We start from the raw sequence: 25,297 nt of genomic DNA, 5'->3' as shown, positions 1-25,297 counted from the left end.
GGCTTGACCAAGAAACGCAGGTTAAGAATTGATTCAAGAAGTTTGATTAACCATCAACAAAGCATGTATGTAGTTTTGAAAGTACAATGAAAAAGAATTCGTGGCCAACAGCCACTTTTTCTTGTATATAGGGGATTGGTCAAATGGTATGATAGGGGTCTCCAAAACCTTTGGTGGGAGTTCGATTCTCTCATCCCCTGCTAAATGGAAGCCCGTAAACCCTTGGAAAATAGAGGGTTTGCGGGCTTTGATTGTAGATGTGAATGCAAAAATCAAGGCAGTAGATTATTCGCCAATAAAAACAGGTGAGAATGTAGTCGTTGTAACTCCGACTTATGCGTGGCGTATTCCCCGAATTGTGTCGGATTGGCTTTTCAAAACGAAATTGCTTTCTGCAAAACGTATTTGGTTTGTTATGAACTGCGGTAGTGAAATTGGCAATGCGTCAAAATATAATCGTAGTCTTGCTGAGCAAAAGCACTTATGTTATATGGGTACATCTCAAATTCTTATGCCGGAAAACTATATTGCCATGTTCGATGCACCCCAGGCAGAGGAAGCAAGAAAAATTGTAAAAAATGCTGAGCCTACTATTGTGGATACCATTGCCTGTATTAAGGTAGAACAACCTTTCCCTGTACCACGAAACAATCTCTACGACCGTTTTATGAGTGATCCGGTAAATGTGTTAAAAACTGTCCAAAAAATAACATTGCACTTGAAAATGGAAAGCCGATATGGGGGAATCAATGTACTCACTGTATGGCATGTATTTGTTATTGCCCCACAGAAGCAATAGAGTATGGCAAAAAGAGCATAGGAAAACCGCGTTATCATTTTGAGCAGTTAAAGATAAAATGATCACAATCAATAAAGCAATTAAAAACGCCGATACAGGATTTTTATAATCCTATACCGGCGTTTGTTGGTTCCAGTACCAGACAGCCTTTGCCAACATATTCCGGCTTAACCGCAGTTTCTTTGGTAACCGCACCCTTGAGTGCCTTTCCAAGGAAATCTCCGATACCTTTTACACCAGATGTGGCTTGTACATTACCACCCATCCACTGCATGGCACCAGCCTGGATAACAGCTGAATGGTCTTTATCAATATCAATAACAACCTGTCTTCTTCTGACATTCATTTTACTCATGAAATACTCATTCATTGCATTCATAGGTGAAACGCTGGCATCCTGTACATATTCAAGTACATGGAAGTTTCCGATACTTTTCGCATATTTTCTGTTTTCATTTTGTAAGTTTTCAATTCGCATAGCATAATCTCCCTTTTAATAATAATCTATGATGTTGCTCGGATATGCTTATTGTAAAAGAGTCAGCATAGATAGAAAACAATTTGTGCAGAGAAATATAAAGACAGAATTCTCAAAATTCGAGAAATATAAAGATGCAATTCCTCATGATGGATGTGTATTATGAAAAATAAATTTGTTATAGTGACAATATCAACAAAAAAGTAGAATATAAATGGGGTGATCAGATGGAAGCGGCACAGAGAATTCAATTAATCCGGATAATAGAAAAGATAGAGAAAAATCCGGCATTCAGTAATAAGATTGGTATAAAGAACACATCTGAATATTTATCAGAAAAAGAACAGAAAAAATGAAAGATACATATCAAAATGAGTTTCAGAAGGAGTAAAAAAATGTTATCGTTATTATTTGCAATTTGTATGATTTGGTTTGTTGGAAAATTTTTTATATTTGGGTTAAGAGCATCCTGGGGAATTATGAAACTACTTTGCACAGTTATTTTCTTTCCGGTGATATTGATTGGTATGGTTGTAGGTGGACTGATGTACATTGCATTTCCATTATTGATCATCGGTGGCATTATAGCATTGGTGACATTACGTTCATAATGGATCAGGAGGAGAAAACGAATGGGATATGATATTGAAAAAGAAAAGAGAGAAGCGACTGAAGCTGGTTGTAGAGCCTTGAACAGTCTTCAGGCAGCAAAAGAAAATTTAAACAGTGCAAAGAACTGGGGACTGGTAGATATGTTTGGCGGCGGCTTTTTCACTACAATGTTAAAACATTCTAAAATGGATCAGGCCAAACGGAATATGGACCAGGCAAAGTATGATCTTCGTAGTTTTAGCAGAGAATTAAATGATGTAAATATGGCATGTAATTTGAATATCGATACTGGAGATTTTCTTTCTTTTGCGGATTATTTTTTTGATGGATTTGTTGTGGACTGGGTGGTCCAGGATCGAATTAATAATGCAAAAAGACAGGTAGAAGAAGCAATTCGAAGAACAGAAAGTATCGTCAATCAATTACAGCGTATGTAAAGGAAAAGGCAATGAATCAGAAACGGTTCATTGCCTTTCGTCGCGTTATGGCTTATTTTAATTTTTCTTTTTCGGCGTTTAAGAGTTCAAGATTAAGCCCCTGTTCTCCGGCTGTTTTATCTACCCAAAGATTCAAAGAGTCTATGGCTAAAGAAATTTCGTCAAGTTTTTTACTGATATAAGCAAAATCTTTCATTTCATCATCGCTGATCTTACCGTCACGGGCAATCTGGATCAGACGACCGGTAAGAGGATTGATTTCATTTAGACTGGCAATTGTCTCCAAAATGATATTTGACAGATCTGTCACTTCAATTTCTGGAACATAACGATGACCGATTTCACATTTGTGAGAGCAATAATAATTGCAAAGATCCGGCCGTTTATAGGCATCTGCCATCTGGAGGATATCATAAGGTGTAGGTTCCTGTGTTTCATATTCAAACTTTTCAATTTTTGAATCAGAGACAGCATCCATTTTTTCACTGGCCTCTGCTCTTGTAAGTCCTGCCGCTTCTCGGCAAAGCTGGTAAATTGTTTTGTTTTCCCTGGTGGATTGTTTACCCATGAGAAGTTCCTCCCCGTATATCGTCAAACATGAGGATTATCAATATTTAAGTCCTCATGCAAGACGTGTATTTCTCGTATAGGGTTTATTATACTTGAATTATCAATTAACAACAAGCTCAATAATGAACATGAAGTCAAAAAGAGTGAAAGAGGAAAGAGAGGTTACAGAATGAGAGATACCAGAAGTGACAAAAAAATTGAAACTATTCGTAAAGAAGCAAGGAGAAAATAACTATGGGAAAGAAAATCAAAAAAATATTATTCGGAAACAGCAGTAAAAAAGGTATTGAGAATTGATTCTTTTCGTAATTTAAGTAAAGAAAAAGTGATGGAATTCGCATCTATGATTCCGTATATGGAAAAAGAAGTCGCAATTGAGATGATAAAACAATTTCCAGTATATGCAGAATTTGCCAAAGCTTTTACAAATAATTACACAGATGTTTGTAAAGAGATTTCAGCATTAACGTATGAGTTGATTAAGTATTTGCAGCTAAATATGTGTCTTGTTCTGACTTCTATAGCCGCAACCCTTTAATATCTTTAATACGTGATAAGATTGTATTGCAGCTGCAGCTGATAACGCCGGGTAGTGTATCAATGACAGTGTGCAGGAAGTGTTCCATTTCATCACTTGATGAAGCAACGGCATGTACATGCAGTTTGTCTCTTCCTGTGACACGGTAAATCTGCGTGACAGTATCATTTTTATGTAATATATCTGTCACCTGCGAGAGATAATCTGGTTTTGTTTCGATTTCAAAATAGCATGAAACAGCACCGCTGATTTTTTGAGGGTTTATTATAGTTGTATATTCTTCAATTATGCCTTTTTTCTCCAGAGCCTGGATCCGGGCTTTTACTGCTACTCTGGAAATACCGGTTTCTTTACCGATATCAGAGTAAGATATACGTGCATTTTCTATAAGCAACTGGATGATCTTCTGATCCAGTTCATCTAAACCGTTCAGGTACATAAGTGTCCCTCCTGTAAAATAATATCCCCCGGATAGTAATTTTTCTTAAATATCATATCATTTATGTTGCTAAAAGTAAATGCTGACTTGACTTAGCAGCCGTAACTACATATAATTATTTCGTAACGTAATTTAAAACTTGCATTTTGAATACATAGAATAAATTCCGGTGAAGGAAAGAATAAGTGAAATTATAAAGGCTGTGGAGGAATATGATAATGTCAAAAGATGAATATCTGATCACAGATACGCCTCTTAAAGCGTTGACGGTTTTTGCAATGCCAATGATTTTGGGCAGTTTTTTTCAGCAAATATATAATATGGCTGACTCTATCATCGTCGGCCAATTTGTTGGCTCCTCTGCACTTGCAGCTGTCGGGGCCTGCGCAGCGCTGACCAATGTTTTCATTTGTGTGGCACTGGGGGCAGGTGTCGGCGCCGGTGTGCTCGTGAGCCGCTATTTCGGTGCCAGGGAGTATGGAAAAATGAAGACCATCGTGTCAACTTCCTTGTTTAGCTTTTTAATTCTAAGCATAGTCCTTGGTGTTTTTGGCTTTTGCTTTTCCCACTCGATGATGAGGGTATTACAAACCCCTGGCGATATACTGAATGATGCAGTGTTATATCTGCGGGTCTATTTTGTGGGCTTTCCGTTTCTGTTTATGTATAATATTCTTTCCAACATGTTCACTTCCATTGGTGAATCAAAAATCCCACTGGGACTCCTGGTATTCTCGTCAATCTTAAATATTTTTATGGATCTTTGGATGGTGGCCGGACTTAGTCTCGGTGTGTTTGGTGCAGCCCTTGCGACTCTTATAGCACAGGGGATTTCTGCGGTGTGTTCACTTTTTCTTTTCCTTAGCCGGATGCGTCGATATAAAAGTCGCTTTGACTGGTTTGACAGGCAGGAGTTATATTCCATGCTTCAAATTGCTGTACCTTCGGTTCTTCAGCAGTCTACAGTGTCCATCGGTATGATGATCGTACAGGCTGTTGTAAATCCTTTCGGTACACAGGCACTTGCGGGGTATGCGGCGACGATGCGGGTAGAGAATGTTTTTTCATTGATTTTTGTATCCATTGGCAATGCGGTTTCCCCATATGTTTCCCAGAATCTTGGTGCAAAGAAAATTGAACGGATCAAAAAAGGATATCACGCTGCACTGGTGTTAGATGTATGTTTTGCAGTTCTTGCTTTTATAGTCATTGAAACATTGCATACTCAGATTTCCTCGCTATTCCTTGGCAAAGATGGAACTGCCCTGGCTTATCAGGTATCCGAGGGTTATATGAGATGGCTCGGTTACTTCTTCATCTTTATGGGAATTAAAATGGCAACCGATGGGGTTCTGCGTGGTCTTGGAATCATGCGCCCGTTCCTTATTGCAAATATGGTGAACCTGGCGATCCGCCTGTCGGTTGCGTTGATTTGTGCACCGCGTTTTGGTATTGTATTTGTCTGGCTTGCTGTACCAGCAGGTTGGTTTGCAAACTTTTTAATATCCTATGTGGCTCTTCGGAGATCATGGCCGACTGATAAAGAGGTGCAATCCCGATAGCCTAAAGTAATTTAAAAGGAGAAATTTATAGGATGAACGATAAATGTGTGGTATTGAATGCAAAGAGAATGAATTTTGATGGGAAGCTGGATTTTTCCGTTTTATCTTCTGATGTTACAGTATATGATGATACAGCAGAACAGCAGCTGTCAGAGCGTATTCAGGGTGCAGATATCATTGTAACAAAGGAGATGCCTGTGAGTGCAGAAATGATACAGAAATTCCCGGAATCTGTTAAACTGATCTGCGAGGCAGGTACAGGATATAATAATATTGATCTTGAAGCAGCACGGAAGAAGGGGATTACAGTCTGCAATATCCCGGCATACAGCACAGAACGTGTGGCACATACTGCGATCATGATGATATTGAATCTGAGTTCTGCAATGCAGGTACAGATGAAGATGCTGGCATGCGGAAATCATGACAATTTTACCAGAAATCTTCAGGTTCCGCATGTTGAGGTAAATGGAAAAACACTTGGTGTTATAGGTGCAGGACACATTGGCAGGAAAGTTATCCAGATCGCACAGGCTTTGGATATGAACATACTTGTATATACCAGGACACCGAGAGAGGATGAGAAGGGGATTCGCTATGTGTCGCTTGAGGAATTACTCAAGAATAGTGATTATGTTTCCATGCACTGCCCATTGACGGAAAATACAAAACATATGATAAACAAAGAGTCTTTATCACTTATGAAGCCCTCAGCGTTTATCATTAATACTTCAAGAGGTGCACTTATTGATGAGGCTGCTCTTATAGAAGCATTGGAAAATGGTACGATTGCAGGAGCCGGACTTGATGTTCAGGAAACTGAACCACCTGAAGAAACTAACCCTCTTTATACTATGGATCATGTCCTTTTGACGCCACATATGGGATGGAAAGGTCTTGAGACAAGACAGCGGTTGGTTTCTATTCTGGCGGATAATATAAAGCAGTTTATGGAAGGGAATCCGATCAATGTTGTATCAGGTCTATAGTATCTGGCAGCAAAGTGATGATATAACTTCCGGGTTTGCAGAGTGAAAAAATATAATTACAATCAATAAGTCAGTGCTTTGATATCTTCTTCCAATATAGCAGGAATAGCATAAACAATAGAATTACTGAAAAAAATAAGTCCGAATAGTCGTCAGAAACGCTGAGAAGAAATTATTCTCAGCGTTTTTTGAACATTACTATAATGTCAAGGAATCTTCTGCATCTACCCACATCTGTAAATTTCCATCAAGATACAGTCTCGCATATTCTAGTGGTTCATCAATGGCAAGTGCGTTTAATGCACAATCTGATCCGGGTGTGGTTCTCAAATTCTTTTCTGCTTTCCAGCAGTCAATGCGAAGCATATAGCCTGCACTGATATAAACATCAATGCTGTTTCGTCCGGGATTATATTCTGTAAATATTGTTCTCATCGTATTTTATCTTCCCTATTTAATAGACGATTGAGTTTTACGGAAGGTTTTATATTTTTGAAAAAAAGATTAAAAAAATCAGGAAAAATTTTTTTACAGCAAAAAACGGAGACTGCAAAAGCAATCCCCGTTCATTTTTATATAAAACTTACTTCGCCTCATCCTCAGCGCCTTCAGCATCCTCATCCTCCTCCGGAGCGGCTGCGTACTCGCCGATGTGAACAACAACTGCGTCCTCAGGTGTGATGAAGTGAACCTGTTTGCCCTCCGGAAGCGGGAGGTCTTTTACATGGATATCACGGACATCTGCAGGATAGCCGTTGAAGTCGATAACGATGGTGTCAAGAAGGTTGGCCGGATCTGCTTTGTAATGGATCTCTTCCAGCTCCTGCTCAACGATACCCTGAACCATATCTGCATGCTCAAGTTTGACTGCTACGGTTGTGGAGACTTTTTCGCCGGCAACCAGTGCCTGGAAGTCCAGAGCCATCAGCTGTTTCTCGATTGGATTGTAGTCGATGTTCTTTACCAGTGCATCAACTTTTTCACCGTCGATGTCCAGGTAGATTTGAGTTCCTTCTTTATTTGCTTTAATGAATTTCGCTGCCTCAGCACCGTCAAACTGGAGTGCTACAGGCTCTTTCATTTCTTTTCCGCTAAGAATTCCTGTGACGTAACCCTCACGTCTTAATTTTTTAGCCTTTACATTTGGGTTTCTTTTCTCTGCTTTCAATGTGATCATGTCAATTCCTCCTCCTGATGCAAGGATTCCGGTAATGTTGCTGTTCGCGCTGTTCGCAGTAACACGAATTCTGCATTTCTTTTCTGACTGTGATTATTATAGCACTTCTCGGGCGAGGTGGCTAACAAAAAGTTTGAAAATTTAAAAGTAATATTTTGTATTGTTTGACTTATATAGAAAAATTCAAGAGTAATATTAGACAAAAACAAATTCAAAAATCAATATTTTACAGAAAAAATTGAAAAACCGCGAAAAATTGCATAAATTCAGTGAGGATTAAAACCTGAAAGACAGGAATTTTTTTGTTTTACACAATTCCACATAAACCAAAAAATAATTTTACACACATTTGATAAATCCTTTTCCCAACTGCGGTATCTGACATTTTACGATTCCTCTATACTAAGAACCATGCGAGCGAGAGAAGTGAAAGGAGAAGAGTGATGTCAGAAATTGCACTTAGAAATGTATGTAAGCAATTTGATTCGGAGCATTACGGTGTAAAGGATTTTAACCTTGATATACATGATAAAGAATTTGTGATTTTCGTAGGTCCGTCAGGATGCGGAAAATCAACGACTTTGAGAATTATCGCAGGCCTGGAGGAGATCACAGACGGAGAGCTGTGGATCAATGGTCAGCTTTCCAATTATCTGGAACCAAAGGAAAGAGGAATGTCTATGGTGTTCCAGAATTATGCCCTGTATCCAAACATGACTGTTTACGGAAATATGGCGTATGCCCTGAAAATCCGCAAGGTACCGAAGGATGAGATCGACAGAAAGGTTCATGAGGTAGCGAAGATCCTGGAGATCGAGCAGCTGCTTGACCGTAAGCCGGCCGCTCTTTCCGGAGGTCAGAAACAGCGTGTTGCCATTGGAAGTGCCATTATCCGTAAGCCGAAGGCTTTTCTCATGGATGAGCCGCTTTCCAACCTGGATGCAAAGCTTCGCGCACAGATGCGTGTGGAGCTTGTGAAATTACATAAGCAGCTGGATACAACGATCATTTATGTTACACATGACCAGACAGAGGCAATGACCCTGGGAACAAAGATCGTTGTTATGAAAGACGGTCTGATCCAGCAGGTGGGTGCACCGCAGAATATTTATGATGACCCGATCAATCTTTTTGTGGCAGGTTTCCTTGGTTCCCCGTCCATGAACTTTTTCCAGTGTACTGTAAAGGAAGAGGAGAATAACCGTACAGCCCTTATTCTGGATGATGCGAAAACGGTGAAAAAGGTTTATCTGGATGGGACTCGCGGAAAACAGATTGCAAAGAAATATAACGGCAGACATGTGATCCTGGGAATCCGTCCGGAGGATATCTACGAACTCGATGAGGCGAAAAAGCTTGGCATCGAAAAAGACAGCGTAGATGTGGATGAGCCGGTGGTAAACAGAGAGATGCTTGGCGCAGAAGTGATCCTCTATTTTGATGAGCAGGGAAAAACTCTTGCAGTCCGCTTAAGTCCGGAGAATCAGACTCAGGTGGGCGAAAAAGTTTCATTATATTTTGATATGGATAAGGCGCATGTGTTTGATCCGGAAACAGAAGAGAATATTTTTTACAGAGGGGAGAACTGATCATGGGAAATAACAGCAAAAGCAAGATCACACCGTACCTGTATCTGGTGCCGTGTATGCTGATCTTCGGAATCTTTCTGTTTTATCCGTTTGTAAAAACCATCTATTTAAGTCTCTATAAGACCAATAAGATGGGACAGGCAAAAATTTATGTAGGCTTAGGCAATTATAAGGAACTGCTTCAGTCCGCTTCTTTTATCAACAGCTTAAAAGTAACTTTGATCTTTGTGCTGATCGTTGTAATCGGCGGCATGCTTCTGGGACTGATCGCGGCAGTGCTTTGTAACAAAGCATTTCCGGGAATCCGTGTATTCAGTACTTCTTATGCGTTACCAATGGCGATCGCATCCAGCTCCGCGGCAATGATCTTCCAGATCATGCTTCATCCGGCAGTTGGTATCGTGAACAAGCTTCTTGGACTGGATATTAACTGGCTGAATGATCCGAAAACAGCGCTGATCTGTGTGGCCATTCTTACCGCATGGCTGAACAGCGGAATCAATTTCCTGTATTTTTCCGCAGGACTTGGAAATATCAATGAGACGATCTATGAGAGAGCTTCTGTGGATGGAGCCAGCAGTGTACAGCAGTTTTTCAGCCTGACACTTCCGGGACTTTCTCCGATCATGTTTTACACTCTGGTCGTAAATATTATTCAGGCGTTCCAGTCCTTTGGACAGATCAAGATCCTGACAGAGGGTGGCCCGAATGAGTCTACCAACGTAATCGTGTATTCTATTTACAGGGACGCATTTTTTAACTACAGATTCGGAAGCGCAGCAGCCCAGTCTGTTATCCTGTTTGTGATCATCATGATCATTACACTGATCATGTTCCGTATTGAGAAGAAGGGAGTTAATTACTGATGAGTCAGATTGAAAATGTGGCAGTTCCCGCAGTGGGAAACATGTCTAAGGAGGAGCTTCTGGAGCTGAAAAAGGCAATGAATGCCAAAGCCCTCACAAAAAGAAGAACAAGAACAGCCCTTCGTGTTACGGCAAATATCGTATTTGCAGTTCTGATCCTGCTTCCGTTACTTTACGCGATCAGCATTGCACTGATGCCTTCCAACGAACTTTTTACAACAGAGTTAAATCTGTTTCCTAAAAATCCGACCTTTTCCAACTTTATCAATGCATTCCGCACCGTACCGCTTCTCCGTTTCATATTGAATTCCTTTATCATGGCGGGATGCATTACCATCGGACAGATCATCACCTGTTCTCTTGCTGCCTTCGCGTTTTCTTTCCTGGAATTCAAGGGAAAAGGTATTTTATTCATGGTTGTGATGGCGACCATGATGGTTCCGGGAGAGGCAACGATCATTTCCAACTACCTGACTGTATCAAGCTGGGGAATGCTGGATACCTACCAGGTGCTGATCGTGCCTTACCTGACATCCGCGATGGGAATTTTCCTGTTCCGTCAGTTTTATATGACATTCCCGATCTCTCTGTATGAGTCGGCGAAGCTTGACGGCTGCAGCAACCTGAAATTTATCGTAAAGATCCTGCTTCCGCTGACAAAATCCGCAATCGGAGCCATGGCTGTATACACATTCATCAACGCATGGAACATGTACATGTGGCCGCTGCTTGTTACAGGATCCAACAACATGAGAACTGTTCAGATCGGTATCAGTATGCTGGACAGTGTGGATTCTCAGTCCATCACACTGATGATCGCAGGTGTTGTCATGATCATCATCCCGTCGATTTCCATCTTTATCATTGGACAGAAACAGCTGATCCGGGGAATGTTCTCAGGAGCAGTCAAGGGCTGATAACAATAAGAAAAGATACTGTAAAGGGCGATAAGCCCTGCAGTTCATCTTATATATAGGAAGAAAAAATAATTTTTCAACAAGAGGAGAAAAAAATTATGAAGAAAAAAATGATCGCAGCTTTACTTACTGCAGCAATGACTGTGGGATCACTTTCCGGAGTGACTGTATTTGCAGCAGATGCCAGCACAGACGCAAAGGTGGAGATGGCAGATGCAGCAGATGTAAATGGAACTACCATTACTTTCTGGCATTCCATGGGTGGTGTCAATGGTGAGGCTATCGACACATTAGTAAAAAAATTCAACGATGAGAACCAGTACGGAATTACAGTAGACGCTCAGTATCAGGGTGAGTATGATGATTCCCTGAACAAACTGAAAAGTGCTCAGATCGGAAACATGGGTGCAGATCTTGTGCAGGTATATGAGATCGGTTCAAGATTCATGATCGATTCCGGATGGATCGTTCCAATGCAGCAGATGATCGATGCAGACAGCTACGATGTATCTGAAATCGAGCCAAACCTGGCTGCATACTATACAATTGATAATGAGCTGTATTCCATGCCATTTAACTCTTCTACACCGATCATGTACTACAACAAGGATATGTTCGACAAAGCAGGAATCACAGAGATTCCGGACAGCCTGGAAGGAATCAGTGAGGTTGGCCAGGATCTTCTTGACAAAGGCGGCGCCGGTGAGGTAATGTCTCTTGGAATCTACGGATGGTTCTTCGAGCAGTTCATCGGAAAACAGGGTCTTGAATATGCAAACAACGGTAACGGACGTAAAGAGGCTGCAACAGCTGTAGCATTCGATGAGAATGGCGCTGCAAAGAACATCCTCACAGCATGGAAAGACCTTAACGACAAAGGTTTCGCACCGATCGTAGGTAAAGGCGGCGATGCAGGACTTGCAGATTTTTCCGCAGGAAAAGCAGCGATCACACTTGGTTCTACAGCATCCCTGAAACAGATCCTTCAGGATGTAAACGGAAAATTTGAGGTTGGTACAGCATACTTCCCGAAGATCAAATCCAGCGATGAGGGTGGTGTTTCCATCGGTGGTGCATCTCTCTGGGCTCTGAACAATAACGATCCGAAAAAACTCCGTGCAACATGGGAATTCGTAAAATTCCTGATCTCTCCAGAATCCCAGGCTTACTGGAACGCACAGACCGGATACTTCCCTGTAACAGTAAAAGCACAGGACGAGCAGGTATTTAAGGATAACGTTGCAAAATATCCGCAGTTCCAGACAGCGATCGACCAGCTCCATGATTCTTCCGCAGACTATGTTGGCGCACTGTTAAGCGTATTCCCGGAGGCAAGAGCTACTGTTGAGTCTGAGATCGAGAGCATGCTTAATGGAAAAGAGGATGTGGATGCAGCAGTGAAGAACATGGCTGATTCCATCAATAAATCCATTGAAGAGTACAATCTTGTAAACGAATAAAACAGAAAAAACGCGTAAATTTGAAAAAGAAAAATAAAAAGAAACATCAGAAAGACCCTGGAAAATATCCAGGGTCTTTCTGATGAAGTGGAAAGAATCTGGGTAATACCAGAAAATAACAGGACAAAAATCAGAGGAATCGCTGGACGTGGGTGCTCATATTGGCTATAATGATAAGGCTAATATTTACTCCTCAAGGAAGGGAGAAAAATCTGTGAACAGAAGTAAAAGAGAAGACTATAAGAGATTTGTGGTATTTTGCCTTGCAAGTCTGATCGTGATCGCACAGTCCGCAATCTTTGCTTATGTATGGTATGATTTTTACAGAGGACTGATTTCGAAACCGTTCTGGCGAAAAGGTAACTGGGTTCTGATTTTGATTTATGCGTTGCTCTATCTGCTGTTTGCCAAGCTATATGGCGGACTGAAGGTAGGATATCTGAAACGAATTGATGTTTTTTATTCAATGACTCTGGCCACTATATGTACGAATGTAGTGACATATTTTCAGATTACACTGATCAACCGATGGTTTCTTGATGCAGGACCAATTGTAGAGATGACACTGGTTCAGATCATTGTAACGATTTTATGGATATGGGGCTCCAGATATATTTATTCTAAACTGTACGGAGCCAGACGATTACTGGTGATTTACGGTGACCGTGATCCGGGTGATGTAATTCACAAGATGAATACACGCAAGGATAAATATGATATCAGCGGCAAGGTTCATATTCGCGAAGGTGAAGAGAAGATTCATGCCATGATGGAGAACTATGAAGGTGTGATCATATGGGATCTTCCGTCCGAGATTCGTAACAGGTATCTGAAATACTGCTTTTCTCATTCAATCCGCTGTTATATGAGCCCGAAAATTTCGGATATCATTTTGCTGGGAACAGACAGGATTCATCTGTTTGATACCCCGCTTCTGATGTGCAGAAATCAGGGACTTTCCATGGAGCAGAGAGCTGCCAAGAGGGTCATGGATATTATTATTTCAGGAATTGGAATCGTTGTTTCCTCTCCGATCATGCTGATCATCGCCATTGCGGTGAAAGCATATGATGGTGGCCCGGTATTTTATCTCCAGGACCGTCTTACCTATAAGGGTAAAGAATTCCGGATCCGTAAATTCCGCAGTATGTGTGTGGATTCTGAGAAAAACGGTGCAAGACTTGCGTCCAAGAATGATTCCCGTATCACACCGGTGGGACATGTTTTACGTAATCTGCATCTGGATGAGCTGCCGCAGCTTTTTAATGTATTTATGGGAGATATGTCGCTGGTGGGTCCCCGTCCGGAGCGTGATGTGATAATGAAAGAATACGAGCAGGAAATTCCGGAATTTCATTACAGACTGAAAGTAAAGGCAGGACTTACCGGTTATGCACAGGTGTACGGTAAATACAATACAACACCGTATGATAAGCTGAAACTTGACCTGTTTTATATCGAGAATTATTCATTTCTTCTGGATATCAAGCTCCTGTTTATGACAGTGAAGATCTTTTTCCAGAAAGAAGTATCCGAGGGCGTGGATGATGACCAGAAGAATGCGCTGAAGGATTCACAGGATAATAAATAAGAAGTTTAACCCGCTAATCTGTGCATCAGACAGGATCTGATGCACATTTTTTGTAAGGTAAGAAGGAGGTTTTTTTATGGAAAAGCCGTTAGTGTCAGTGATCATGCCTGTATACAATGGCGAGAAATATATAGGAAAAGCAATCGAATCTGTTCTGGCGCAGAAGATTTCCACAGAGCTTCTTGTGATCGACGACTGTTCAACCGATGGAACAGAGCTGGCTGTGATGAAATTTATGGACAGTGGGAATATTCGATATATCCGCAATAATGAGAACCTGGGAGCTGCAGGTTCCAGGAACCGCGGTGTAAAGGAAGCAAGGGGAAAATATGTTGCTTTTCTGGATGCGGATGACTGGTGGGAAGAAGGAAAGCTTTCAGCGCAGACCGAGACTATGGAAATCACAGGATGCGTGATTTGTTCCACAGGAAGAGAACTGATGAGGCCGGACGGACATACGACAGGGAAATATATTCCGGTCGGGGAGCGTATTACCTATCGTGATCTTTTGAAACATAATAGTATTAACTGTTCCTCCGTTCTGCTGCGAAGAGAGACTGCACTTGCTTTTCCTATGGAGCATGATGAAAGCCATGAGGACTATATTACCTGGCTTCGAATCCTCAGAAAAGGCGGCTTTGCAGTGGGGATTAACAAGCCGTATCTGAAATGCAGGCTCAGCGAGGGCGGAAAGTCCAGAAATAAGCTGAAATCCGCTGCTATGACCTATCAGGTCTACCGGTATATGGGCTACGGACATGTAAAAAGCCTGTTTTTCTTTGTATCTTATGCTGTCCATGGGATTTGGAAATATCGTTGAAAAAAACTGGAAAAACAGAATAATCCTGGTAAATGTTAATTTTCTATTTCCAAGTTCATAAATATATGTTATTATTTATTCATAATTTTATTACAAGGTGAGAACAGATGAAACAGAAAACAGATAGCCAGGGAGTTCCGTATTCCTATCTGGTTGATAATATTAAGGTGTTACTGATTTTCCTGGTTGTATTTAATCATATAATTGCATTTCAGCTGGTTAAGGTTGATGTGATCGTACGTTATGTGTGGTATGCGATCACAATATTCCATATGCCTGCTTTTGTTTTTATGTCCGGATATCTGTCCAAGAAGCCGCAGGATGTGCTGAAAAATGTGAAGAATCTGCTGATTCCTTATATTCTTGGATATAGTCTGACATGGTATGCCTATGTCTGGCTTGGAAGGAGTATGGACTATGAGCTTCTTCGCCCGTCAGGAACAGTTATGTGGTATGTGCTTGCGCTTTTTATCTACAGACTGACTATAGAGGCCCTTGGAAAGGTGCGTTTTATTGTGCCGTTAAGTATTATTTTTGCGTTATGGGCAGGAACAAGGCCGGAATTTACAACATATCTTTCCAGTTCAAGGATTGTTGTATTTTTTCCGTTTTTTGTGGCAGGCTATCTGTGGAAGAGTGATTACACAAAAGTTGTACGTAAATTTAAAGGGAAATGGGTTCTGATTCCGATTTCGGGCCTGCTTCTCTATGCGATTCCTAATTTTATGATGGAGAATAATATTCCGATTGATATTTTCAGGGGAAATCATACGTATCAGTTATGCGGAATGGATAATATTACGGGAATGCTGATCCGCCTTCTGATGTATCTGGTGTCTTTTGTGCTGGTACTGACATTTCTTGCATTGATACCGGATATAAAATTGCCGATTACTTTTATCGGAAGAAATACTATGGGAATTTATTTCTTCCATTATCCGATTATGATTGTGCTGAACGGCCTGCTTCTTCTGAGCATTCCGAAGATGCTGAATGTCTGGGTACTGTTTGGCGTATCATGGATCTTTGTACTTGTACTTGGAAGTGCACCGGTATCTTTCATTTATAATGGAATGCTGAATTTGCTTATTTTTATTTTCTTCAAGAGAGAAAAACAGGTTCAGGATGAAGGTCTGGAAGACGAGTATGATGAAGATGAGCATTACGAAATCATACGAAAAAGAAAAAAAGCGATCGAAGAGCTTGCGGCGACTCTGGAGGAAGAGGAGAATGCCCGTAAGGTTGAAGATAATGTGGCAGTTGTATTGGAAAAAGAAGATCCTCTTGAGAAACTGAACAAGGAAGAGTTTTTTGTAGATGAGGATTTTGATATGGAGGCAGACAGCGAAGATGCAGAATCTCCACAGGCATTTGAGAAACTGCAGGAGCTGGATGAATTGCTGGAGCTTGAAACGCCACAAGAAGAAGAGGAAACGCAGACGGAAAAGGAATAACAGAAAGAGCAGGATAAATAATGAAGAAAGTCATTACTTATGGCACGTTCGATCTGTTTCATCAGGGCCACTATAATATTCTGAAAAGGGCAAGAGAGCTGGGCGATTATCTGATTGTAGGAGTCACCAGTGAGAGTTATGACATTGAAAGAGGGAAACTGAATGTCAAGGACAGTCTGCTGAAACGAATTGAGAATGTGCGGAAAACAGGTTTTGCTGATGAAATTATTGTAGAGGAATATCAGGGGCAGAAGATCAGTGATGTTATCAAATATAATATTGATCTTCTGGTTCTGGGATCCGACTGGAAGGGTAAATTCGACTATCTCAAAAACTACTGTGATGTTGTGTATCTGGAGCGTACCAAGAATATTTCCAGTACGAAGCTGAGAAGTGAGGGAACGATCTACAGCATCGGTGTCGTAACCGATGATACAGAAGATAACGGGATGGTTCAGGAATCGAAATTCGTAAGCGGACTTCATGTAGAAAGTGTTTATTCTGAAGATATTTTTGTTGCCAGAGAATTTTGTGACAGATATGAACTGGATTCTTATGGAACAGACTATGAGCAGTTTTTGAATAACCTGGATATTGTTTATATTAAATCAGGTATGAAGAACAGAGCTTTTTATATAAGACAGGCGATTCAGAATGGAAAGCATGTGATTAGCGATACACCAATGACGCTGGATACTGGGGAGCAGAAAGCGTTATTTGCACTGGCTAAGAAGCAGGGAGTGATTCTTGTGGAAAGACTTACTCTTGTTTATCTGCGGGCTTTTACGCAGCTTGTATGGCTGACGCATGGCGAGCTTGTTGGTGATGTGGTGGCTGTGAAGTGTGCGATCTCGCAGGATGATTTCGAGGGAGGAAAATCATTCAATGAAACTGTCAGCCAGGCGCTGTGTGCATGTATCAAGCTGCTCGGAATGAGTTATCATGAAGTAAATACCAATGCTGTAAGGGGCAGCAGCGGAGAATTTATTTATGATATGATTACAGTAAATTATCCGGGAGCACTTGCTACAATAGAAATCGGAACAACTGTGGACGTGGAAAACGAGCTTGTGGTCATTGGAAGCAAGGGACGTATCACTGTGCCTAATGACTGGTGGAATACGGGCTATTTTGAGGCAAAGGTGGAAGGTCAGGAATTTCTGAAGAGATACAGCTTTAATTTTGAGGGAAATGGATTGCGGTATCTTCTTCAGGAGCTGACGATCATGATACGTGATAAACGTACGGAATGTACGAGACTTTTTTATGAGGAATCAGAAACCCTGGCTGAACTTTTGAATATTATTGATCAAAGAGGTTGACAGATGACAGAAAAACAGGAGCTTCTTTTGCAGCTTTTCCGGGAGGTAGATGCGATCTGCAAAAAGCATAATCTTAGATACGTGATGGCGGGAGGAACACTGATCGGTGTTCTTCGAAATGAGGGTTTTATTCCGTGGGACGATGATGTAGATATTTATATGCCCAAAAGTGACTGGGACAGATTTGTGGATATCTGTAAGACGGAAATGCCATCTAACCGGGCAATTTACTGTTCTGATGTGGACCGTACGTATACAAATGGATTTCCACGCTATGGCAGTACAGACAGCTGTTCAATCCATAAACATCAGATCATCGGAGATGATAAGGCCGGTGAGATCATAGATGTGCTGACGCTGGATCCGATTCCAGATGATGACCGCGAGTATGAAAAGTATCGAACACATATGATGATCTATACAGATCTTCTTAATATCAGCATGGTTGTAGGGGCAAGATGGGAGATACCTGTTTTTCAGTATCTGTATTGGCTTTTTCGTTATAAATTTTTGGGAAAAGACAGAACACTTAAAAAACTGGAAAAAATCATGTTTTCTTATAAAGAGGAAGAATGCAACCGATATGCCATGCGCTGGGGAGGCTGTCCGTTTCTTTTTGACAAAGATATGATGTTTCCTGTGAAATACATGAACTTTGAAGGGGACAAAGTCATGGTTCCGCACAGGACCAGTGATTATCTGATCTGGCATTACGGAGATGAATGGTCGTATATACCGCCTCATGGGGATAGGGAGTCCCATGAGTCTGTTTATGTACCGGATGTGTCCTATCAGGAGATCAGAGATGAGTATATGCCGAGAATCGATAAAGGACGTATACGAAGGCAGATGTCATTTCGCAAATTTTACTGTCTTATGAATGCGAAGAAAGAGCACAAACTGGACATGAAACGTAACCGGATCAAAGCAGAGGTGACGGCTAAAGATCTGGAAGCGAGAATTTTACGGTCGGAAAAATCTCTGGAAACTCTTTTGAAAGAGAAACGATATGATATATTAAACAGAATTTTTGAAGATTATTATCGGGTACAGCTCAGCCCGGAATTTATTGGACGTGAGGATTATAAGGGGATCAGACCGTTTTATTATCCGACGCTGATCAGGACGGAAGATACTGTTTTTCAGGCGGCTATGCTTACACTGATTTATACAGAGCGGGTTGCAAAAGCATATCGTATGTATGAAGTGCGAAAAAAGCTGGATCATCTTACTTCAGAAATGAAACAGACAATGGAAGATATCCGTTTGTTTCGAAAAGCTGCAGGCCATTATGAATTTCATGAAATGAAAGAAGCAGAAGAGATTGTAGATGATCTTCTTAATAAATATCCGGATGCACCTGGATTTCTGAAGTTTAAATGTCGTTTTGTGGCAGCTTATGCAAAGAAAACGGGTAAATTTTCGGAAGCAGAAAATTTCTTTTTACATTGTATGAAAATTTTTCCGGAGGATGGATATTTTATCAAGTATAAAGGAGACATTCTCTGGGAAAGGGGTCTTACAGACGAAGCCGTGGGCTGTTATGTACAGGCCAGAGAGAAGACTGCCAATGGAATTGTACAGCTTGAACTTGATAAATTTTTCGGAGAAAAGAAAGAACAGACAATAAAGAAGTGCAGGGAACTTCTGGAAAGGCACAGAAATGCAGAGGCTTTTTCCATGATGGGACTGTGGAGCAGACTGATGCCGGAAGATGAGGAAATAGATGCGGCTTTTTATATGGCTAAAGTAGCCTGTGCACAGAAGCGTACAGAACTGGAAGCACTGATGGATGAGCTTTACAAAAAAACAGGCATTTCCAATAAGATAGTGAAGAGAGAAGCTTCCGGTGAGAAATTTTACAGAGAGGCGCTTACTTTTGGATGGAGAAGATTCGGGTATCCCAAAGCACTGGCTGAGTGCAGAACCAGACTGTTATGTACAGAAGAAGAGAGCGAACTGGAATATCTGGCAGAGGAGCTCAGAAGTCTCCTGGTTCATAAACAGTGGAAGGGAGAAGCGTATAAACTCCTTGGTGATGTACGTAGAAAACAGGGGCAGACAGTACAAGCTTTTGAGAATTATTTCAAAGCACTGGAATATGTACAGCAGCCTTATATAAAAAGAGAACTTTCCAGAATTTTTCTTGAAGATATGTACGAGGGAAGCAGGAGAATCAGGTTTTTTGCAAAAAAGGCAGATGTGTCAGAGTTTATGAATGTCTGGCTGGATAAATATAAAGGACAAAAAGAACTTCAGGCACTTCTGAAGCAGCTTATATAACCGCAAAAATCAATAGAAATGAGGCAAAGTGTGTTGAACAGAGAACAGCAGAAAATATTGGAACTTCTTAAAGAAATAGATATTATATGCAAAAAAAACAAGATCCCATATTTTCTATCGCCGTATCTTACTTTTTGTGCGGTAATGAAGCGACCTTTTCCTCAGAATCCGAGTGCTGGCGTTGTATATATGAAAACCGGAGATATGGAAAGATTCAAAAATATCTTCGAAGAAGAGCCGGAACTTAGAAGAACTCTGGAATCTATGGAAAATAACAGTCGCTTTCCTGGATTTTTTCTCCGGTATACAGATAAGGATACATTACTTTACAGAATGGATGAGTATGGAAAATACAGGTATCCGGGGATTTCGGTCACTATTTTGCCATTGCAATGTGAATATGGTCCCAAATTAAAATATCATTGGAACCGTATGAGAGAAGAAGGCTGGAAAAGAATATATGGAAAAAAAGGAACATGGAGAAACAGAAGAGAACTTGCCTGCATATGGATGGTACGTTTTCTGTCACTTTGCGGAAGAGGATGGCTTGGAAAAAGTATATTCCGGGATCTGCTCCACCAGCCACAGGAAAATGTCAGAACTTATGTGATCCGTTACTTTGAAATGAACCTTTATTTTTCTGCTTCTGTTTTTGAAAGAACGCAGGAGATCGAGCTGGAAGGAGAACGATTCAGCATTCCGGAGGATGTGGAGAAATATCTTGTTACTGCATATGGAAAGAAGTACAGAAACAAGTCACCGGAGAAATATGTTCCTGATTCCATGTCAGTATGCAGTGCATTGATTCCGTGTGAAGAATTTATGCAGCAGTCAAAGGAGCTGAAGAAGTTTGCAGCAGACAGAAAGAGAGTAGTAAGACGCAGGAAATTCGGTTTGAATTACCGGAAATATTTTGAGCAGTGCTGGGATTATGTGAAATTTTGCGGGGCAAAATGTGAGTGTTCGGCAGCATACAGAAAAAAACAGAGTTATATTCAGAATCTGCTGAAAAATGAAGATTACGTTCAGCTGGAAAAGACATTTGCAGAATATACACGAATGATGAACCGATGCCTGAAATACGAGGAGGCATTTGATACAGATCCGGAAATATTTGAATTATATTTGCAATATCTGGAAAAAACAGGAAGAATTTCATATATGGAAAAGGTAAAAAAATATGTCTAAAATAAAACTTACAGATTATGTGACTGAATTCCTTCAGCGAAAAGGAATTCATGATTTTTTCGGCTATCAGGGAACCATGATCGCGCACCTGGTAGATTCTATTGAACACAATCCCAATACCAGAAGCCATTCCAGCTACAATGAGCAGGGAGCGGCTTTTGCAGCCTGCGGTTATGCACAGGCTAAGGATGCCTGCGCCTGCGCGTACGCTACCAGCGGCCCGGGAGCTGTAAACCTGCTTTCCGGTGTGGCAGATGCGTATTTTGATTCGCTGCCGATAATCTTTATCACAGGACAGCTGAATACCTATGAATATTCCGGAATCAACGGACTTCGCCAGCAGGGCTTTCAGGAGATCGATATTGTTTCCATGGCAAAGCCGGTGACGAAATATGCAGTGCAGATCCGTGAACCACAGGATATCATTCGCGAGCTGAATCTGGCATGGCAGATCGCCAATACGGGACGTAAGGGACCGGTTCTCATTGATCTTCCCATGAATGTTCAGAGAGGTGAGGTCTGTGATCCGGTTTATGATATGGAGTTTCCGGAGGAGGAGACAGAAACAGCAGTATACGGTCAGAAAAACAGTGGAAACGGAGCTGCTTTTTACAGGAAGGCTGTGGATAAAGCAGATTCTGCAGATGCTGATGTGGCAGCAGAAGATATTTTATGTAAACTGAGGAAAGCCAGACGGCCGGTATTTATGATCGGACATGGGGCAGCAGGCTCTGCGGAAAAAAATCTCGTCCGTATTGCCCGTGAACATCATATTCCAGTGATCACAAGTGTTCTGGCGAGATCAGTCCTCTCCTGGGATGATCCGCTGAACTGTGGCTGTATCGGTGGTGCATACGGACATCGTTATGCGAACATGATCGCCAATGCGAAAAGTGATCTTCTGGTATGCTTCGGAATCTCTCTGTGTACACGTCAGATCGGAACTAAGGTACATGAGTTTGCGAAGAATGCAGAGATCGTCCGGGTGGATATTGATCCTTATAACCTTCAGAGAGAGATCCATGAAGGCGGAAAAGACGAGAAATGCTTTTGCGTAAGCGCAGAGGAAGTAGCGGAGAAACTACTTGCAGATGAGAAGGAGATTGGTTCCTATGGAGAATGGCTGTCTGTATGCCAGAGAATCCGCAAAGAGCTTACCCAGGTGGACGATGCAACACCGGAGCGTTATCCGAACCGCATGATCGCGTATTTAAGCGGGCAGCTTGGAGATACCGGAGCTGTGGCGGTGGATGTGGGACAGCATATGGTATGGAGCTATCAGTCCTTTCATAATAAACAGAACCAGAAACTGCTTTTTTCCGGCGGACACGGTGCCATGGGATATGCTCTTCCGGCAGCCATCGGCGCGTATTATGCGACCGGAAAACCGGTAGCCTGTATCTGTGGCGACGGAGCATTTCAGATGAATATTCAGGAGCTGCAGTGGGTGAAGCGAGAGAATATTCCGGTAAAAATGATCGTAATGAACAACGAGGCGCTTGGTATGATCCGCCATCTCCAGAGGGATTATTTCGACTGTGTGTTTGCAGATACTTCAGATGGCAGCGGATTTTCTTCCTGTGCTTTTGCCGATGTGGCAAAAGCCTATGGAATTCCGTCAAAGAGGATACAGAGAGAAGAGGTTGAGGATGCTTCCGGAGAATTCCTGGAGCAGAATGGACCGGGACTTCTGGAGATCATGCTGGAAAACGGAACCTATGCGTATCCGAAGACCTGTCTGGGAGAGCCGATCCACAATCAGCAGCCTTATATACCGAAACAGATATTTGATGAACTGATGGAGATATAAGATGGGAAAAGTAACTGTGATCACAGGCGGAACCTCCGGAATCGGAAGAGGGATCGCCGAGCGGATTCTGAAGGATTCAGGTGCAGAGGATAGGATATTCGTAACATACGGGCATGATCAGAAGAAGGCAGAGGAATTTCTGAATGACCTTCCTGGGGAAAAAAGATCTCAGGTGATCCTGATGAAGGCAGATATGTCTTCCTATGAAGAAATGCTGAAATTTGTTGCAAAGCTGAAAGCACAGACAGATCATATCGACTGGCTGGTAAGCAACGCAGGTGTGAGCACCTACGAAAAATATGAGAATTACACCTTTGAGGAGTGGACAAGTATCGTCAATACCAACCTTTCTGTGCCGGTGTTTATGATCCAGGAGCTGCGTCCGATGCTTGTGAAAGGTGGAAGTGTACTTTTTACAGGTTCTTATGCAGGACAGCAGGCGTATTCTTCTTCTCTGGTATACGGAGTCACAAAGGCAGCAATTCATTTCCTGACGAAATCGCTGGTAAAGGAATTCGAGCCAAAAGGTATTACCGTGAATGCCATTGCCCCAGGCTTCATCGAGACACCATGGCATCAGGCCCGTACCCAGGAGAGCTACGACCGCATCAACAAAAAGATCGCCCTGCACCGCTTCGGAACAGTGGAAGAGGTAGCAGATATGGCGTTTGCAGTGCTTTCCAACGGATACATGAACGGCAGTGTTGTGGATATCCACGGGGGTTATGATTATTATTAGGAAAATGTTAAAAAGGCTTGACTTGTATGCCTGCTCTGTGCTAAAATTGACGAGCGACATGGAAGTTAGGTCTTTTTTTTATGCCCGAAAATGACGACGGATAAACGTTCCGGGTGTGATTAAGACCATGCAAATGAAAACACTGGAGGTGGAAGTTGTGCGCGTTAAGATTACATTAGCATGCACCGAGTGCAAGCAGCGTAACTACAATATGACGAAGGAGAAAAAGAACCATCCTGAGAGAATGGAGACCAAGAAATATTGTAAGTTCTGTCATACACACACTCTGCACAAGGAAACAAAGTAATCACAGAGATTTGTGAGGTTATGCTATGGAAAAACAGAAATCTGCGGATAAGCCGCAGAAAAAGAGTTGGTTTCAGGGACTTCAGTCAGAATTTGAGAAGATTGTCTGGACAGACCGTCCCACACTGGCGAAACAGACTGTTGTGGTCGTAATCATTACGATCATCCTGGCAGTGGTTATCAGTGTAATGGATTCCGGAATTCTGGAATGCATTAATTTCTTAATGAAGTAAGGACAAGGTGATTGTATGTCAGAAGCAGCAAAATGGTACGTTGTCCATACCTATTCAGGGTATGAGAACAAGGTAAAAGCCAACATCGAAAAGACGATCGAGAACAGACACCTGGAAGACCAGATCCTGGAGGTACGTGTTCCGCTGCAGGATGTAGTGGAGATGAAGAACGGAACCTCAAGACAGGTTCAGAAGAAGATGTTTCCAGGCTATGTGCTTCTCAATATGGTGATGAATGACGATACCTGGTACGTTGTCCGTAATACCAGAGGTGTTACAGGCTTCGTAGGACCGGGATCTAAGCCTGTGCCTCTTACAGAAGAGGAAATGCTGCCGCTTGGTATCCAGAAACCGGATATCGAGGTGGATTTCGCAGAGGGCGACATGATCGTTGTTACTGGCGGTGCATGGAAAGATACCGCAGGTGTGATCACAGATATCAACATGCAGAAACAGACAGTAACGATCAATGTTGAGCTTTTCGGTCGTGAAACACCGGTAGAAATAAGTTTCACAGAAATCAAAAAAGCTGAGTAATTAAAAAACAAGGTAACGCAAGTGGGAGGGACACACCCCCGCCAATACCACATAGGAGGTGCCGAAAATGGCAAAGAAAGTAACAGGATATATCAAATTACAGATTCCGGCTGGTAAAGCAACTCCAGCACCACCTGTAGGTCCGGCTCTTGGACAGCACGGTGTAAACATCGTACAGTTTACTAAGGAGTTCAACGCAAGAACAGCTGATCAGGGAGACCTTATCATCCCGGTTGTAATCACTGTTTACGCTGACAGAAGTTTCAGCTTCATAACCAAGACTCCGCCGGCAGCAGTTCTTCTTAAGAAAGCTGCAAACATCAAATCTGGTTCCGGTACACCGAACAAGACTAAAGTAGCTAAGGTTACTAAAGCTCAGGTTCAGGAGATCGCAGAGCTGAAGATGAAAGACCTCAACGCAGCATCCATCGAGGCTGCTATGAGCATGATCGCCGGTACTGCAAGAAGTATGGGAATCGAAGTCGTAGACTGATAAATACCGAAGCTTAAGTTCGGGGTTCCCGTAGAAGAAAATGAAATTTTCAAGTGGGAGGGCTTTTCCCCGCAAATACCACAGGAGG

The 25,297-nt window shown here is 41.9% G+C and carries 26 protein-coding genes, 1 tRNA gene and 1 pseudogene; 23 read left to right on the top strand and 5 right to left on the bottom strand.

The features are described from left to right. The first annotated feature begins 129 nt into the window (after window positions 1-129). Window positions 130-200 (top strand) — tRNA-Trp (locus WMO28_RS13045). A 59-nt stretch (window positions 201-259) separates the two neighbouring features. Then, a pseudogene (locus WMO28_RS13040) lies at window positions 260-861 on the top strand (EFR1 family ferrodoxin). A gap of 41 nt (window positions 862-902) precedes the next feature. On the opposite strand, the gene WMO28_RS13035 reads toward WMO28_RS13040, so the two are convergent. After that, on the bottom strand, window positions 903-1,277 hold the full coding sequence (locus WMO28_RS13035) for an AIM24 family protein (RefSeq protein WP_349057226.1): 375 nt from the start codon (window positions 1,275-1,277) through the stop codon (window positions 903-905). Between the two features lie 227 nt (window positions 1,278-1,504). Here WMO28_RS13035 and WMO28_RS13030 point away from each other — a divergent pair, with 227 nt between their 5' ends. From WMO28_RS13030 to WMO28_RS13020, 3 genes are all read left to right on the top strand, one after another. After that, complete coding sequence (locus WMO28_RS13030; RefSeq protein WP_349057224.1) at window positions 1,505-1,633, top strand: hypothetical protein; 129 nt, start codon at window positions 1,505-1,507, stop codon at window positions 1,631-1,633. 123 nt (window positions 1,634-1,756) lie between these two features. Beyond that, window positions 1,757-1,888: a hypothetical protein gene (locus tag WMO28_RS13025; RefSeq protein ID WP_349057223.1), complete on the top strand. Its 132-nt coding sequence runs from the start codon at window positions 1,757-1,759 to the stop codon at window positions 1,886-1,888. 21 nt (window positions 1,889-1,909) lie between these two features. Beyond that, entirely contained in the window at window positions 1,910-2,326 is a 417-nt protein-coding gene (locus WMO28_RS13020) for a hypothetical protein (protein ID WP_178642719.1), read from the top strand. Window positions 2,327-2,378: 52 nt separating this feature from the next. Here WMO28_RS13020 and WMO28_RS13015 read toward each other — a convergent pair whose 3' ends face one another. Beyond that, window positions 2,379-2,894, bottom strand: coding sequence for a helix-turn-helix domain-containing protein (locus WMO28_RS13015; protein WP_178642721.1), 516 nt, complete (start codon window positions 2,892-2,894; stop codon window positions 2,379-2,381). A 520-nt stretch (window positions 2,895-3,414) separates the two neighbouring features. Next, entirely contained in the window at window positions 3,415-3,873 is a 459-nt protein-coding gene (locus WMO28_RS13010; protein ID WP_349057221.1) for an Lrp/AsnC family transcriptional regulator, read from the bottom strand. Window positions 3,874-4,091: 218 nt separating this feature from the next. Here WMO28_RS13010 and WMO28_RS13005 point away from each other — a divergent pair, with 218 nt between their 5' ends. Both WMO28_RS13005 and WMO28_RS13000 read left to right on the top strand, forming a co-directional pair. After that, entirely contained in the window at window positions 4,092-5,435 is a 1,344-nt protein-coding gene (locus WMO28_RS13005; RefSeq protein ID WP_349057220.1) for an MATE family efflux transporter, read from the top strand. Window positions 5,436-5,467: 32 nt separating this feature from the next. Further along, window positions 5,468-6,424 carry an NAD(P)-dependent oxidoreductase gene (locus WMO28_RS13000; protein WP_178642729.1) on the top strand — a complete coding sequence of 319 codons (957 nt, stop codon included), beginning with the start codon at window positions 5,468-5,470 and terminating at the stop codon, window positions 6,422-6,424. 198 nt (window positions 6,425-6,622) lie between these two features. On the opposite strand, the gene WMO28_RS12995 is transcribed toward WMO28_RS13000, so the two are convergent. After that, window positions 6,623-6,859, bottom strand: coding sequence for a DUF6061 family protein (locus WMO28_RS12995; protein ID WP_349057219.1), 237 nt, complete (start codon window positions 6,857-6,859; stop codon window positions 6,623-6,625). A 148-nt stretch (window positions 6,860-7,007) separates the two neighbouring features. Further along, window positions 7,008-7,601, bottom strand: a complete 594-nt coding sequence (locus tag WMO28_RS12990) for a 50S ribosomal protein L25 (RefSeq protein ID WP_178642733.1) — start codon at window positions 7,599-7,601, stop codon at window positions 7,008-7,010. A 443-nt stretch (window positions 7,602-8,044) separates the two neighbouring features. Here WMO28_RS12990 and WMO28_RS12985 point away from each other — a divergent pair, with 443 nt between their 5' ends. The 16 genes from WMO28_RS12985 to rplK all read left to right on the top strand — a co-directional run bounded on the left by WMO28_RS12985 (window position 8,045) and on the right by rplK (window position 25,209). Beyond that, a complete protein-coding gene (locus WMO28_RS12985; RefSeq protein ID WP_178642735.1) occupies window positions 8,045-9,190 on the top strand; it encodes a sn-glycerol-3-phosphate ABC transporter ATP-binding protein UgpC in 1,146 nt (381 codons plus the stop codon). 2 nt (window positions 9,191-9,192) lie between these two features. Next, on the top strand, window positions 9,193-10,056 hold the full coding sequence (locus WMO28_RS12980; RefSeq protein WP_349057218.1) for a carbohydrate ABC transporter permease: 864 nt from the start codon (window positions 9,193-9,195) through the stop codon (window positions 10,054-10,056). 41 nt (window positions 10,057-10,097) lie between these two features. After that, window positions 10,098-10,973: a carbohydrate ABC transporter permease gene (locus WMO28_RS12975; protein WP_435376496.1), complete on the top strand. Its 876-nt coding sequence runs from the start codon at window positions 10,098-10,100 to the stop codon at window positions 10,971-10,973. Between the two features lie 98 nt (window positions 10,974-11,071). Continuing rightward, window positions 11,072-12,433 carry an extracellular solute-binding protein gene (locus WMO28_RS12970; protein WP_178642740.1) on the top strand — a complete coding sequence of 454 codons (1,362 nt, stop codon included), beginning with the start codon at window positions 11,072-11,074 and terminating at the stop codon, window positions 12,431-12,433. A 214-nt stretch (window positions 12,434-12,647) separates the two neighbouring features. Further along, window positions 12,648-14,024, top strand: coding sequence for an exopolysaccharide biosynthesis polyprenyl glycosylphosphotransferase (locus WMO28_RS12965; protein ID WP_349057217.1), 1,377 nt, complete (start codon window positions 12,648-12,650; stop codon window positions 14,022-14,024). Window positions 14,025-14,100: 76 nt separating this feature from the next. Beyond that, window positions 14,101-14,844 carry a glycosyltransferase gene (locus WMO28_RS12960; RefSeq protein ID WP_178642750.1) on the top strand — a complete coding sequence of 248 codons (744 nt, stop codon included), beginning with the start codon at window positions 14,101-14,103 and terminating at the stop codon, window positions 14,842-14,844. 107 nt (window positions 14,845-14,951) lie between these two features. Continuing rightward, complete coding sequence (locus WMO28_RS12955; RefSeq protein WP_349057216.1) at window positions 14,952-16,298, top strand: acyltransferase family protein; 1,347 nt, start codon at window positions 14,952-14,954, stop codon at window positions 16,296-16,298. A 20-nt stretch (window positions 16,299-16,318) separates the two neighbouring features. Further along, window positions 16,319-17,620: an adenylyltransferase/cytidyltransferase family protein gene (locus WMO28_RS12950; RefSeq protein WP_178642679.1), complete on the top strand. Its 1,302-nt coding sequence runs from the start codon at window positions 16,319-16,321 to the stop codon at window positions 17,618-17,620. Window positions 17,621-17,623: 3 nt separating this feature from the next. Continuing rightward, window positions 17,624-19,903 carry a LicD family protein gene (locus WMO28_RS12945; RefSeq protein WP_349057215.1) on the top strand — a complete coding sequence of 760 codons (2,280 nt, stop codon included), beginning with the start codon at window positions 17,624-17,626 and terminating at the stop codon, window positions 19,901-19,903. A 204-nt stretch (window positions 19,904-20,107) separates the two neighbouring features. Continuing rightward, a complete protein-coding gene (locus WMO28_RS12940) occupies window positions 20,108-21,091 on the top strand; it encodes a hypothetical protein (protein ID WP_494337492.1) in 984 nt (327 codons plus the stop codon). Continuing rightward, window positions 21,084-22,901: a thiamine pyrophosphate-binding protein gene (locus tag WMO28_RS12935; protein WP_349057213.1), complete on the top strand. Its 1,818-nt coding sequence runs from the start codon at window positions 21,084-21,086 to the stop codon at window positions 22,899-22,901. The genes WMO28_RS12940 and WMO28_RS12935 overlap by 8 nt, the downstream gene beginning before the upstream one ends. Window position 22,902: 1 nt before the next feature. After that, on the top strand, window positions 22,903-23,640 hold the full coding sequence (locus tag WMO28_RS12930) for an SDR family oxidoreductase (RefSeq protein WP_178642687.1): 738 nt from the start codon (window positions 22,903-22,905) through the stop codon (window positions 23,638-23,640). 157 nt (window positions 23,641-23,797) lie between these two features. Continuing rightward, on the top strand, window positions 23,798-23,947 hold the full coding sequence (gene rpmG / locus WMO28_RS12925; protein ID WP_044961412.1) for a 50S ribosomal protein L33: 150 nt from the start codon (window positions 23,798-23,800) through the stop codon (window positions 23,945-23,947). Window positions 23,948-23,972: 25 nt separating this feature from the next. Next, window positions 23,973-24,179 carry a preprotein translocase subunit SecE gene (gene secE / locus WMO28_RS12920; protein ID WP_118515828.1) on the top strand — a complete coding sequence of 69 codons (207 nt, stop codon included), beginning with the start codon at window positions 23,973-23,975 and terminating at the stop codon, window positions 24,177-24,179. Window positions 24,180-24,194: 15 nt separating this feature from the next. Beyond that, window positions 24,195-24,716 carry a transcription termination/antitermination protein NusG gene (gene nusG / locus WMO28_RS12915; RefSeq protein ID WP_178642689.1) on the top strand — a complete coding sequence of 174 codons (522 nt, stop codon included), beginning with the start codon at window positions 24,195-24,197 and terminating at the stop codon, window positions 24,714-24,716. Between the two features lie 67 nt (window positions 24,717-24,783). Continuing rightward, window positions 24,784-25,209: a 50S ribosomal protein L11 gene (rplK, locus tag WMO28_RS12910; RefSeq protein WP_015525333.1), complete on the top strand. Its 426-nt coding sequence runs from the start codon at window positions 24,784-24,786 to the stop codon at window positions 25,207-25,209. Window positions 25,210-25,297 lie beyond the last annotated feature (88 nt).

The sequence above is a fragment of the Blautia aquisgranensis genome (genome assembly GCF_040096615.1).
Taxonomy (GTDB): domain Bacteria; phylum Bacillota; class Clostridia; order Lachnospirales; family Lachnospiraceae; genus Blautia_A; species Blautia_A aquisgranensis.
The sequence above is the reverse complement of the archived record's forward strand: the minus strand, read 5'-3'. Positions and strand labels throughout refer to the sequence as shown.